Here is a 13,571-nt window from a genome sequence, read left to right on the forward strand (position 1 = left end):
CATGTCTGCGCGCCTGCTCTATGTGATGGACCCGATGTGTTCCTGGTGCTGGGGGTTTGCCCCGGTGGTCAAGGCACTGGTCGAGCAGGCGCAAGCCGCGGGTGTGGATGTGCATCTGATCGTGGGTGGCTTGCGAACCGGTAGCGGTGCGGCTCTGGAGCCGACCACCCGACGCTATATTTTTGAGCATTGGCAGGCGGTCACCGAGGCCACCGGCCAGCCGTTCAAGTTCGAAGGCGCGCTGCCCGACGGTTTTGTCTACGATACCGAACCTGCCTGCCGGGCCTTGGTGACGGCGCGCAGCCTGGCGCCGGATTGCGCGTTGAAACTGCTCGGGCTGATTCAACACGCATTTTATGCCGAAGGCCGTGATGTCACCCAGGCCAGCGTGTTGGTCGAGTTGGCGGAACAGGCCGGTCTGCCTCGCATCGAGTTCGCCGGTGCTTTCGATCGGGCTGATATGCACGCAGCCACCGCCGCCGATTTCACCTGGGTCCAGGACCTGGGTATCGCCGGTTTTCCTACATTGCTCGCTGAACGCAATGGTCAATTGGCATTGCTGACCAACGGCTATCAGCCTCTGAGTGTGCTGTCCCCGCTGCTCGGCCGCTGGCTGGAGCGCGCTGCCTGTGCATGACCTGCCCGATGACGTCGCCACCGCTAAACGTGTCGACCGTCTGAGTTGGGCGGAAATCCGTCGCCTGGCCCTGCATCACAAGAAGTCTCTGTGGATCGCCAACGGCGTGGCCGTGCTGGCGACCTTGTGCAGCGTGCCGATTCCCTTGCTCCTGCCGTTGCTGGTGGACGAGGTGTTGCTGGGGCACGGTGACGCCGCGCTGAAGATCATGAACCACGCGCTGCCCGAAGGCTGGCAAAAAGCGGCGGGCTACATCGGCCTGATGCTGCTGGTGACCTTGACCCTGAGGTGTACGGCGTTGCTGTTCAACGTGGTGCAGGCGAAATTGTTCGCCGGGTTGGCCAAGGACATCGTCTACCGCATTCGCATACGTCTGATCGAACGGCTCAAGCGTATCTCGCTGGGTGAATACGAAAGCCTGGGTAGTGGCACGGTGACCACGCATCTGGTCACCGACCTGGACACGCTGGACAAATTCGTCGGTGAAACCCTCAGTCGTTTCCTCGTGGCCATGCTGACCCTGGTCGGTACGGCGGGCATTCTGATGTGGATGCACTGGAAACTGGCATTGCTGATCCTGCTGTTCAACCCGCTGGTGATCTACGCCACGGTGCAACTGGGCAAACGGGTCAAGCACCTGAAAAAACTCGAGAACGACAGCACTTCGCGCTTTACCCAGGCGCTGACCGAAACCCTGGATGCCATCCAGGAAGTTCGCGCCGGCAACCGGCAGGGGTTTTTCCTCGGTCGCTTGGGGCAACGCGCCCGTGACGTGCGCGACTATGCGGTGAATTCGCAATGGAAAACCGATGCGTCGAACCGGGCCAGCGGTTTGTTGTTCCAGTTCGGCATCGATATTTTCCGTGCCGCGGCCATGCTCACGGTTTTGTTCTCCGACTTGTCCATCGGCCAGATGCTCGCGGTGTTCAGCTACCTGTGGTTCATGATCGGTCCGGTCGAACAGCTGCTGAACCTGCAATATGCCTACTACGCTGCCGGCGGTGCGCTGTCGCGGATCAATGAGCTGCTGTCGCGTGATGATGAGCCTGAATACCCGGGCGGCGTCGACCCGTTCATCGGTCGCGAGACCGTCGGGCTGGAAGTACAAGGGTTGAGCTTCGGTTACGGCGATGAACTGGTCCTGAACCAGATGAACCTGTCCATCGCCCCCGGCGAAAAGGTCGCGATCGTCGGCGCCAGTGGTGGGGGCAAGAGCACGCTGGTGCAACTGCTGCTGGGTTTGTACACGCCGTTGTCCGGAACCATTCGATTTGGCGGTTCGACCCAGCAGGAGATCGGCCTGGAAACCGTGCGGGAAAATGTTGCCGTGGTCCTGCAACATCCGGCGCTGTTCAACGACACCATCCGGGCCAACCTGACCATGGGCCGTGAGCGCAGTGACGAGGCTTGCTGGCATGCACTGGAAATCGCCCAGTTGCACGGCACGGTGCGGGATTTGCCCAATGGCCTGGACAGCATCGTCGGGCGCTCCGGCGTGCGTTTGTCCGGCGGACAGCGCCAACGCCTGGCCATCGCCCGGATGGTGCTCGCCGAGCCCAAGGTGGTGATCCTCGACGAAGCCACCTCCGCGCTGGATGCCGCCACCGAATACAACCTGCACCAGGCGCTGGCGCGGTTTCTGAGCAACCGCACCACGTTGATCATTGCCCACCGCCTTTCGGCGGTGAAACAGGCTGATCGAGTGCTGGTATTTGACGGCGGGCAAGTGGCCGAGGACGGCGACCACCAGCAGCTGATTGCCGATGGTGGTCTGTATGCCAAGCTGTATGGGCATTTGCAGCGGTTGTAGGTTTAACTCCACAGCACCTGGAGCGCGTTTTCCCCACCGTCGTAGCCGAACTCTTTCATCACGATCGAGCACGACTCGCAAGGTGGCATCGTTGTGGCGATGTTGACGGACTTGATTGCCTTGGGGTCGGGGTATTTTTCCCGGATCACGCGGATCAACTTGCTTTCGCTGTCCAGTGATGTCGGTTTTTTCGACTGCGCTGGCTTGTAAGTGCCGATGTCCTTGATGGTCGTCGGCACGGCCAGCAACTTGCCCTCAGCGGTCATATCGAGAGAGGTGTAGGGAAAGCGCTGATTCATGTCGATGTTGAAGTAGGTCGATTCACCAACCTGAACTGAATCCGCTCCAAGATGCTGTTTGAACAGCGGCAAGTGATCGGTTGCTTGCTGGGCGCCGGAAACGCTGACGTAGATTTCCCGTTGTCCACTGCTTGTCATGACGTCGGCGTATGCAATGTTTCTTGGATTGAAGGAGCGTTGGCGTCTGGGTATCAACTGGTGCAGCTTCTGCATGGTCTGGTTGATCCTCAGCGCGCTGTTGGCATTACTGGCGTCGATCGTCGGCTCCATGAACAAGGCATCGAAAATATTGGCGGTGCTTTGACGCAAGTCCTCCGGAGCATCCTTGCTCCTGCTCCAGGTCGTGGCGCCTTCAGGCATTCGAGTGACGATCATTCGGGTTGCATGATCGAACATCAGCGCTTCTCCAGGACTGGTGTCGACCTTCAGGAATTTCATGTTGCCCGGTGGGTTAGGGGCCGCTCCGATGGGAATGGCGATTTCGTCCATGGTTTTCATCGCGAGCTCAAGGGCTTCCTCGCCGTGGATGCGCGCGATGTTATTGGCGCTCAATGACCCGGTGTACACCGTTAGCAGTTCCGCACCCAGGGTGTCTTCAGCCATGTCAGCCTTGAACAGGCGTTTCAACGTCAGTGGCTCGCTCAGGTTTTGTCCCTTGGGCACTGTCGCGACGTAATATTTGTCGGTGTTGATTCGGCTGAAAACATAAGTGCTCGATTCATCGATGGATGGCACCAGAATGGCCCCGATCTGGTGCGGGTCCTCGGCGCCCTCGTAAACCCCCTTGACTTCGATACGGCCATAAATGCCTTTGCGGAACATCAGGTTGGCCGGCATCTCGCGGCGGGGCACCAGCCACTTCCTGGCAAAGCCAAGTTCGGTGATGTCACCAGGGTAAAGGGTCGGTTTGTTGTCGATGACCTGATAAAGATTTCCCTCGTGGGTGACAAACTGACCGTTATGACCTGGCCGGATAACCGCTTCGGACATCCTGTCGCCAAACCAGGGTGCGTAACCTTTGGTTTCGTCGAATGAGCCGACTTCCGGCGTCGGGGCGGGCGTTCCTGTCACAAAACTGCTGCGGCATTCGCTGCCGTTGTCTGGCGCGCGGCGTGGCCGACAGGGGACTGACGTCAATGCGCCGCTGTCATCGATCATTTCGACGCGGCGCAGGTCTTCGCCATCCAGGCGGTAGGGAGCGTCGTCGATGAAGGCTGTCGTGCGCCCATCGATATCGAACTGATAGCGAACGTGAGCCTGATCCGGGAGTTCAAAGAGAATCAGGTCGTCGGTTTTATTCACTCGGTTGTAACTGGAGCGCCCGAGTGACAACTCATGATCCAGGGCAGTGAGCCGCGGGCCGTAGGGGCGAGTAGACAGCGGGTCAATCAAGTAATGGTGGCCGTCGATCTTTCGCAGCGGAACATCTTCGATGCCTTTGACGACACCCAGTTGGTCGGCATTCATCAGCGGTTTCCAGCGTCCCGGTTCGGTTGCCTGGGGCAGGCTGCTGACAAAGTCATAACTATCGGCCTTGCCGGCGAGTTTTTTCAATTGGAACATCGCCCGCCTCTCGAGATGGACCGCTGCGCGTCCTGCGCCTTTCACTCCCCGTCCGATGAGCCGTAACAAGTCGCTCGCACCGTCCAGAGGGTTGAGGTTTTTCAAGCTCGAAGTCACCAGGATTCTGGACAGATCTGCCATTCGCGGCAAAGTCGCACGAATTCCCATCCTGCCGGCTCGGGCGGCCAAGCGGATGCTCCCGGCAGCGAACTTACCCAAGGGCATCACAAACGACACGATATCGAGCGCCAGGCCGATTACGCCGAGCACGCGATCACCGAACTGGTCCGATTGAAGGTCTTCGAGGCTGCCCCAGAAGGGTACGAATCCCTTGAGGTTGTTGATCCAGTGTTTTTCGTCGAGGTCGCGTTCGTATTGTGTGGTACCCCGGGCTTCGCGGCGCAGTTCCTGTTCATCAAGAAAAAACAGTTGGGTTGCAATAAAGGACGCGATTTGCTGCGTACGGGGAGACGTCAGCGTGAAATTGGGCGAATAGTCATGATGTGCCGGCGGAGTTGGAGTAGGGGGGAGGGCGTTGCCTAGCGGATCAAGAATCGCGCGACAGGTGGTTCCTGCTCTCGGGGGCGTGCCGGATGTATGGGCATCGCGATCGAATGGCAGGCGATGTGGGCGTATGGCGATATAGAAGTCATAGTCCTCTTCAGCCCAGCGGTTGACGAAAAAAAACTTGTCACGAACGCCTCCGACATGGGCGGTTGTCACATCAGTGCGCGGCCTTATGACACCAGCACGGGGCAGGCACTCATAGAAGAGCACGTCTTTCCCGTAAGCGGCTTGCAGCACAAATCCCATGCGCGCCCTGAGCGGCAGAGTGTGTGCTGCGGTTTCTTCATCGGCTTTGCGCCCGGTTTCATCCCGAAGGCTGAGAATCCTGACTTCGCCATGCTCCAGCACCTTGCGATCGGCCCACGGCAGTGTGACCAACAGGCTTTTGATCAGGACTTCGTAGGCTTTTTTTGTCTCGTCGAGGTAGCTTTTGAATTGCTTGTCGAACAGTTCATCGATATCAGGCAGTGTGCGGTTGTGTTGCAGCAACAAGATCCGGGAAGCAGGGGTGTCAGGATTTGCCAAACCCGATTCAAACTTGCGATCAGCGGACAATCTGATCCAAAAGCTCGCGGTCTTGCCGTCCCTGCTGATGTACCACTTGCTGCCGGGCTTCAAGCCACCTGAGGCATACACCTCGAGCAGCGGCCAGGTTGCCTGCGGCACAACCGGGGTATCCAGGATACCGCGTTCAACGCGTCTGCCTGACCGATAAAGGTCGCGCATAAGGCGGATGCTCAGGGGGTCGATCGAAATATCGTTGGTCAATGCCACCTTCAGCTGCTGTTCCGCCAGCTTCAGTCGTTGTGGGGGGGCGGTATCGAGTTGGACGATCGCATCATTCAATTGCCGTGTGTGGTCTTCCAGCGCTTTCAGGGCTTCCATTTTGCTTTCCCGGGAGTCGCTGGTTTGCGCGCTATGTGCCAACACCCCGGTTGCCTGCGTCCAGGTCAACGCGGCTGGAATTCGCGTTAGCGCGATCAACTGGAGCAGAGCGTCTGTGGCGTTCTCGCTTTTTTTCAAGGGTAGATCGGTCAGTTGCTGGAAGGTCAGTCGTTGCAGCAGGGTCGGGTCCAGTGCATGAGCGAGATGGGCGCCGTGAACGAAGTTGACCCAGACGATAGACGTGGCATAGGGCAAGTCGTGGGGAATATCGCGCACCTGGAATTCAACTGGAAACCCGGCTTGACCGAGCCTTCCCAGCAACGCTCTTTCGGTTGGCGTTATCGCGTAATGTGAGTCCTTCAGGTGTTGCCGGAAGCTTTCGAGGATATCCGCGTAGCTTTTGCCGTGGTTGCCGCGTTGTTGCAATGAGTAGCCGGCAATGCTGTGTGGCGCATCGGTATGCGTCAGGTCGTACCACAGTCGCAACGCTTCCAGCAGCAGTTTTGCGCCAATGTCTGGAACCGTTTCTTCGTCGGGTTCTCCGCCGTACCAGTCGAGTGTTTCGAGCAGGCGCCTGGCCACGTTTTGTGCCTTCGGGGTGTCGAGCAGACGCTCAAGGCAGGCCGTAGGCTGGGTGTTCAGTTGCTGTGGCGTAATCGGCGGCGTGACGTCATTGGCCAGGGTGTCGATGACGGAGCTGGCTTCAGTTGTGACGATTTCGCTGATGACGTTGAGAATCAGGGGGGGATGGTGCGGTTCTATCAGTTCACTGATTTGCAGCCCCTGTTCCAGGTTCAATCGGTGAATGGCGCGTTTTTCCTGCACCTCTTCAATCAGTCGGGTCAGGGACTCTGTGTTGTTTGCGGCTGGCAATGTCAGGCCGTAAAACTTCAGGCACTGCGGCAAGGGCAGCAACCTGTCGGTGCGTATGTACCCCCCTATACTCACCAGCGCCCGTTGAAAGGCTCGAATCGCGCTGGCGGAATCTGTTACGTCATTGATCCTGTGCAGGGCGACGGAGCCATCTTTGCGGGTCGTTGAGAAAACACACTGATCGGCGACGCCGTTCACTTCGGTCAGCAGTCCTTCAATGGGGCGAAGATGCTCAGACAACACCTTGTCACCGGCATCTTCGAAAAGCGCCAGCAGCAGGGCTTGCGCGTGATTGTGCTCAATGCCCAGGGGGGAGTCCGCCTGGGGAGGCATGTAATAACCACTGATTTCGGAAGATGCCGTTTGCACGGCTGACAAGGCGGTCAATAACGCCTCGTATTCGGCCTGTTGGCTGGCATGTCGCTGCAACGGGGTGGGCGTTGAAGTTGGAGATTGCATGAGATAGCGGCTCTGGAAATGGATGAGAGCCGGCAGTGTCGGAGTTTCGTTCTTTGCGCATGCGGTACATATGTGTCGCACGATGTACAGTGTCCGGCTTGCCGGAAGCGCAATCGCGCCCTAGTCTGGCTAAAGCGATTACGTCCGGAAGACGAGCAAGCAGTGCTAATGCAAGGGACCTCATGAATCAAACGCGGACTCTCGGAACGCCACGGTTGTTGGGCATTGTCTGGCCATTTATCGCCGTTGTGTTGTTTCAAGCCTTGCTGGGCGGCGTTAGCCTTTATGTGCTGTCGGCTGTTCGTGGCTATGTTGCAGGCGAAAGCCTTTGGTCCAAGGGCCAGAAAGATGCCATCTATTACCTGAACCTCTACGCCGACAGCGGCGACGAAGGGATATTTGATAAGTACCAGAGCGCCATTTCCGTGCCTCAAGGCGGGCATGAATTGCGTGTGGCGCTGGATCAGCAACCGCCGAACATCGAAGCGGCGAGGCTGGCGATCCTCAAGGGGGGCAACCATCCGGACGACGTTGCCAGCCTGATCTGGCTGTACCTCAACTTTCGTCACTTCAGTTACCTCGAAAAAGCCATCGACCTGTGGACCGTGGGGGATGCCTATCTGGCCAAGCTCGATGACGTTGCCAGGGACATGCATCAGCACATCAATACCCGCCCTGCCTCTGATGCGGATATCCAGCGCTGGAAGGAGCAGATCTTCGCGATCAATGATGAAGTGACTCCGGCGGCGAAAGCCTTCAGTGATGCACTGGGGGAAGGGTCGCGGGTCATTCTTCGTCTGCTGCTGCTGACTAACCTCGCCACTGCGCTTGGATTGATTGCGCTGGCGCTGATGCGCACCCGCAAGCTGCTCAAGCAGCGCCATGCCTTCGCCGATGCACTGCAGCTGGAGAAAGAACGGGCGCAGATCACCCTGCAATCGATTGGCGACGGCGTGATCACCACAGATGTTTCCGGTGCGATTGCCTACATGAACCCGGCGGCCGAGGCATTGACCCACTGGAAGGCCGAGCAGGCGACAGGCTTGCCGCTGGCAGCGCTGTTCAACCTGCTGGATGAAGAGGCCCAGACCGATGGCTTCACTCTTATCGAACATATTCTCAGCGGCCAGCTCAGTGGCGGCAGCGAGCACTCCAAGCTGATTCAACGCCTGGACGGCAGCACGGTGTCGGTCACACTGGTGGGCGCGCCCATCCGCAATGCCGGCAAAGTCAGCGGTACGGTGCTGGTGCTGCATGACATGACCCAGGAGCGGCAATACATCGCCAATCTGTCATGGCAGGCGACCCACGATGCCTTGACCGGACTCGCCAACCGCCGTGAATTCGAATATCGCCTGGAACAGGCGCTGCACAACCTGACCCGCTACTCGGGGCGCCATGCCCTGATGTTCCTCGATCTGGATCAGTTCAAGCTGGTCAACGATACCTGCGGCCATGCGGCGGGCGACGAACTGTTGCGGCATATCTGCGCCTTGCTGCAGTCGGGGCTGCGCGAAGGCGATACCCTGGCGCGCCTGGGCGGCGACGAGTTTGGCATCCTGCTGGAAAACTGTGCGCCGGAAGCGGCGGAGAAAATTGCCGAGAGCCTGCGCCAGACTGTGCAGAATCTGCATTTTGTCTGGAAGGGCCGGCCTTTCGTCACCACTGTCAGTATCGGGCTGGTTCATGTCGCGCAGAATCCGACGACGCTCGAAGTCTCGCTGCGTGCTGCTGACATGGCGTGCTACATGGCCAAGGAAAAGGGCCGCAACCGGGTCCAGGTCTATCATCCGGATGATTCGGAACTGTCCCTGCGTTTCGGCGAAATGGCCTGGGTGCAACGTTTGCACATGGCGCTGGAGGAAAACCGCTTCTGCCTGTATGCCCAGGAAATCGTCCCCTTGGGTCATGTCGAGCAGGACGGCGGGCATATTGAAATTCTTCTGCGATTGCATGATGAAGCCGGGCGGATGATCTTGCCCGACAGCTTCATTCCGGCTGCCGAGCGTTATGGCCTGATGAGCTCGCTTGATCGCTGGGTGGTGCAGAACGTGTTCAAGATCATTGCCCAATGTCGGGCCGAGCGAGGCCAAGGGCCGCTGGCCATGTGTGCGATTAATCTGTCAGGCACGACGATCGGGGATGAGGCGTTCCTGGACTTCCTGCGTGAACAGTTTGTGACCTATTCGATTCCGCCTGAAATGATTTGTTTTGAAATTACTGAAACCAGTGCCATTTCAAATCTTGGCAGCGCCATTAGATTCATTAATGAACTCAAAGGCTTAGGATGCCATTTTTCACTTGACGATTTTTGTGCCGGAATGTCCTCATTCGCGTACCTGAAACATTTGCCTGTAGACTTCCTGAAGATCGACGGGAGTTTCGTAAAGGATATGCTGGACGACCCGATAAACCGCGCCATGGTCGAGGTGATCAATCACATCGGCCATGTCATGGGTAAGCGCACGATTGCCGAGTTTGTCGAAACGCCCCAGATCGAGCAGGCATTGCTGGAGATCGGGGTTGATTACGCTCAAGGGTATGTGATTGAACGCCCGCATCTGTTTACCAGCGATAGCTTGTTGAGTCGTCCTGCCAGGCCCCAGCCGATGTTGTTCAAGGCCCCTGGCACGTTCCGTTGAAATTCCTGCCGGTCTTACAATCACAATCAAAAGGAGCTCGACAGTGATCGACACATTCAACCGAACCGGACCGCTCATGGAAGCTGCAAGTTACCCTGCCTGGGCCCAGCGCCTGATCCAGGATTGCAGCGAGAGCAAGCGCCGGGTTGTCGAACACGAACTGTACCAACGCATGCGAGACAACAAGCTCAGTGCGAAGACCATGCGCCAATACCTGATCGGTGGTTGGCCGGTGGTCGAACAGTTCGCGTTGTATATGGCACAAAACCTGACCAAGACCCGCTTCGCCCGTCATCCCGGCGAAGACATGGCTCGTCGCTGGCTGATGCGCAACATCCGCGTCGAATTGAACCACGCCGATTACTGGGTGCACTGGAGTCGCGCGCACGGTGTCAGCCTGGAGGACCTGCAGGCACAGCAGGTTGCACCGGAGCTTCACGCGTTGAGCCATTGGTGCTGGCACACCAGTTCGGCCGACTCGCTGATCGTTGCGATTGCCGCCACCAACTACGCCATCGAAGGAGCGACCGGGGAGTGGTCGGCACTCGTCTGTTCCAACGGTATCTACGCCGCCTCGTTCCCCGAGGAGGATCGCAAGCGGGCGATGAAGTGGCTGAAGATGCATGCCCAGTACGACGATGCCCATCCGTGGGAAGCCCTGGAAATCATCTGCACGTTGGCGGGCACCAATCCGAGCAGATCCCTGCAGGTGGAATTGCGCCAGGCCGTTTGCAAGAGTTACGACTACATGTACCTGTTTCTCGAGCGTTGCATGCAATTGGAGCACGCAGAGCGGGCGCCGGTCGTGCGTGAGCGGATGGCATTGGCCGAAGGCTGATTCAATGTCTGGTTGAAACAACTGTGGGAGCGGGCTTGCTCGCGAAAGCGGTGTATCAGGCGGCATGGATGTCGCTGATTTTCCGCCTTCGCGAGCAAGCCCGCTCCCACATTGGTTTATGTGGTGGCTGAAAAATCAGCCCGCCATCTCCAGCCGGTTACGACCTTCGCGCTTGGCCACATACAGTGCACTGTCTGCCCGCCGCAACAGGCTGTCGGCGGACTCGCCGGGCAACAGGGTCGAACAGCCGAGGCTGACTGTCAGCAAGATCGTATGACCGTCGGCCAGGTACTCCTCAGCCTGCACTGCAAACCGCAGCCGTTCCCCCACCATGGCCGCGGCTTCGCGGCTGGTATTGGACAGCAATATCAGAAACTCTTCACCGCCATAGCGGAACACCATGTCGACATTGCGCAGCTGGTTCTTGATCGAGGCGGCGACCGCCTTGAGCACGTGATCACCCGTGCTATGGCCATGGGTGTCATTGACCAGCTTGAAATGATCGATGTCCAGCATCAACACCGATAACGGTTGCAGATGGCGCCGGGACAGCTCGATTTCCCTTTGCAGCGTCTGGTCCATGGCGATGCGGTTACCGGTGCCCGTCAGCGGGTCGCGCAGTGCGCTTTGGGTGGCGGTACGGTAAAGCAGCGCATTACGCATCGGAAACAGCAGCGTAGCCAGCAGTGATTCGAGATTGCCCTGTTCCTGTTCGCTGAAACGCTGATTGCGGCGGAAAATCAGTTCACCCAGGTGTTCGCCATCGTGGCTGAGGCTGTAACTGATGGAATGGTGACCACGCTGGCCGAACTCCAGGCGCAGATCACTGCTCTTGTGCAGGTAACACAAGGCGTCCAGCGGCACCAATCGCTGAATCTCGCGATAGAAAGTCCCAAGAATGCGCTGCGGTTCCAGACTGGTTTGCAGTTGCAGGCCCAGTTGCTGGCGCATTTGCGCAAGGCTGACGGGCCGTTCCAGAAGAGGCGGTTGCTGACCAAAGCCCAGTCGCTGCAATTTGGCGCTATCGAAGTCAATTGCGTTGGTCTGGGAAGGTGGTTTCATTAGGCGTGCGCCCCTGAGCAGTAAGGCTGTCTTACAAGCAGGGTGAGAGCGGCTTAGGGCTGCGCGTCGTACTGGTCCGTCAGTCCCGTAGGACATTTCGTACAAGTTTAATCTGCTTTGTGGAAGATGAGTAACTTCTGCACCCATGCTTCACCCCGTCTGCTTTCACGTTGCGTGTCTGAGCAAACTTAGAGCGAAAGTCGTGCCATTCGGTTCATCCGAATAAAATTCGTATTAAATCAAATGGTTGTGCTTCATCTACTACCTGTGTGGCGCAGCGTGTGACGTTTGTTTGACAGGTGCATGGGGTGTCTTCGAGTGCCGCGTCGGGAAGCCGGCGCGGCATCGAAAAAGCGACGTACGGTCGTTATTGGGCGTTGAACGCCTGACCATTGATACCGGTGCTGTCCGGGCCCATCAGGTACAGGTAGACCGGCATGATCTCCTCGGGCGTCGGGTTGTTCAGCGGGTTTTCACCCGGGTAAGCCTGGGCGCGCATGCTGGTGCGGGTAGCGCCCGGGTTGATGCTGTTGGAACGTACCGGGGCCACGGTGTCGACTTCGTCAGCCAGGGTTTGCATCAGGCCTTCGGTGGCGAATTTGGAGACGCCGTAAGCCCCCCAGTACGCACGCCCCTTGCGGCCGACGCTGCTGGAAGTGAACACCACCGAGGCGTCCTGTGACAGCTTGAGCAGCGGCAGCAATGTGCTGGTGAGCATGAACATCGCATTGACGTTGACTTGCATGACCCGCATGAAGTTTTCGCCGGAAAGCTGTTCGATCGGCGTGCGCGGGCCGATGATCGAGGCATTGTGCAGCAGGCCGTCGAGATGCCCGAATTCGTTTTCGATCATCGCTGCCAGCTCATCGTATTGATGGGGCAGGGCGGTTTCGAGGTTGAACGGGATCACCGCTGGTTGTGGATGGCCGGCGGCTTCGATTTCGTCGTAGACCTGGGTCAGGTTGGCTTCGGTCTTGCCCAGCAGCAATACTGTTGCGCCGTGGGCGGCGTAGGTCTTTGCCGCTGCGGCGCCGATGCCGCGTCCTGCACCGGTGACCAGGATGACCCGATCCTTGAGCAGTTCGGGGCGGGCGGAATAATCAAACATAAAAACCTCAACAGATCAGAACGAGCGAACCTTGTAGGAGCGAGCCTGCTCGCGATGGTCGTCAACGATTACACGACGAGCCTGGCACCCCGCGGCGCTCTCAGGTTTTTCGCGAGCAAGCTCGCCCCTACAGTGGGCGAGCTCAGTAAAGAGATTCAGCAGCCGCAGAGCGCGCTATCGAGCACTTTGCGCAACTCCAGCGGATGATCGACCACCACGTCCGCACCCCAGTGACGCGGGTTATCGTCAGGGTGGATATAGCCGAAGGTCACTGCAGCCGTCCTGGTGCCGGCATCACGGCCCGACTCGATGTCGCGCAGGTCGTCGCCGACGAACAGCACGCTGGCCGGGTCCAGGTCGAGCATCTTGCACGCCAGGATCAGCGGCTCCGGATCCGGCTTGCTGTTCTTCACGTGATCCGGGCAGATCAGCAGCGCCGAACGTTCGGACAGCCCCAGTTGTTGCATGATCGGTTCGGCAAAGCGCAGTGGCTTGTTGGTGACCACGCCCCAGATCAGGTTGGCTTTCTCGATATCGGCGAGCAACTCGGCCATGCCGTCGAACAGCTTGCTGTGCACCGCGCAACCGACGAGGTAGCGCTCCAGGAACTCCAGGCGCAACTCTTCGAACCCCGGCGATTCCGGATCCATGGCGAAGGTCACGGCGACCATCGCCTTGGCACCGCCGGAAATCTCGTCGCGGATGTGCTTGTCGTTCATCGGTGGCAAGCCGCGGTCGGCACGCATCGCCTGACAGATCGCAATGAAGTCTGGCGCGGTGTCGAGCAGGGTGCCGTCCATGTCGAAAAGAACTGCTCTGATTGGCATC

At 58.5% G+C, this 13,571-nt stretch carries 8 protein-coding genes and 1 pseudogene; 5 read left to right on the forward strand and 4 right to left on the reverse strand.

Annotated features, from left to right (window positions below; all coding sequences use genetic code 11):
* The first annotated feature begins 1 nt into the window (after nt 1).
* Together ACXX83_RS03835 and ACXX83_RS03840 are read left to right on the forward strand one after the other, a co-directional pair.
* Entirely contained in the window at nt 2–637 is a 636-nt protein-coding gene (locus ACXX83_RS03835; protein ID WP_458547604.1) for a DsbA family protein, read from the forward strand.
* Nucleotides 630–2,447 (forward strand): ABC transporter ATP-binding protein, encoded by a 1,818-nt coding sequence (locus ACXX83_RS03840; protein WP_015093970.1) that lies wholly within the window; start codon nt 630–632, stop codon nt 2,445–2,447. The genes ACXX83_RS03835 and ACXX83_RS03840 overlap by 8 nt, the downstream gene beginning before the upstream one ends.
* A 2-nt stretch (nt 2,448–2,449) precedes the next feature.
* Here the strand turns inward: ACXX83_RS03840 and ACXX83_RS03845 are convergent, their stop codons facing one another.
* On the reverse strand, nt 2,450–7,093 hold the full coding sequence (locus ACXX83_RS03845) for a deaminase domain-containing protein (protein ID WP_458547605.1): 4,644 nt from the start codon (nt 7,091–7,093) through the stop codon (nt 2,450–2,452).
* Between the two features lie 182 nt (nt 7,094–7,275).
* Between ACXX83_RS03845 and ACXX83_RS03850 the strand changes: the two genes are divergently transcribed.
* Both ACXX83_RS03850 and ACXX83_RS03855 read left to right on the forward strand, forming a co-directional pair.
* Nucleotides 7,276–9,735: an EAL domain-containing protein gene (locus ACXX83_RS03850; protein WP_217837508.1), complete on the forward strand. Its 2,460-nt coding sequence runs from the start codon at nt 7,276–7,278 to the stop codon at nt 9,733–9,735.
* A 76-nt stretch (nt 9,736–9,811) separates the two neighbouring features.
* Nucleotides 9,812–10,573 carry an iron-containing redox enzyme family protein gene (locus ACXX83_RS03855; RefSeq protein ID WP_437179729.1) on the forward strand — a complete coding sequence of 254 codons (762 nt, stop codon included), beginning with the start codon at nt 9,812–9,814 and terminating at the stop codon, nt 10,571–10,573.
* 135 nt (nt 10,574–10,708) lie between these two features.
* On the opposite strand, the gene ACXX83_RS03860 is transcribed toward ACXX83_RS03855, so the two are convergent.
* Nucleotides 10,709–11,635: a GGDEF domain-containing protein gene (locus ACXX83_RS03860; RefSeq protein WP_126049920.1), complete on the reverse strand. Its 927-nt coding sequence runs from the start codon at nt 11,633–11,635 to the stop codon at nt 10,709–10,711.
* 367 nt (nt 11,636–12,002) lie between these two features.
* Nucleotides 12,003–12,743, reverse strand: a complete 741-nt coding sequence (locus ACXX83_RS03865) for a YciK family oxidoreductase (RefSeq protein WP_015093975.1) — start codon at nt 12,741–12,743, stop codon at nt 12,003–12,005.
* A 54-nt stretch (nt 12,744–12,797) separates the two neighbouring features.
* Between ACXX83_RS03865 and ACXX83_RS03870 the strand changes: the two are divergent.
* Nucleotides 12,798–12,878: pseudogene (locus ACXX83_RS03870) on the forward strand (outer membrane lipoprotein carrier protein LolA); the annotation flags it as partial.
* Nucleotides 12,879–12,898: 20 nt separating this feature from the next.
* Here ACXX83_RS03870 and mupP read toward each other — a convergent pair.
* The gene (gene mupP, locus ACXX83_RS03875) at nt 12,899–13,570 is read right to left on the reverse strand and encodes an N-acetylmuramic acid 6-phosphate phosphatase MupP (protein ID WP_015093976.1); all 672 of its coding nucleotides are present in this window, start codon (nt 13,568–13,570) and stop codon (nt 12,899–12,901) included.
* Nucleotide 13,571: the final 1 nt, after the last annotated feature.

This window comes from Pseudomonas sp. GNP012 (assembly GCF_054343835.1).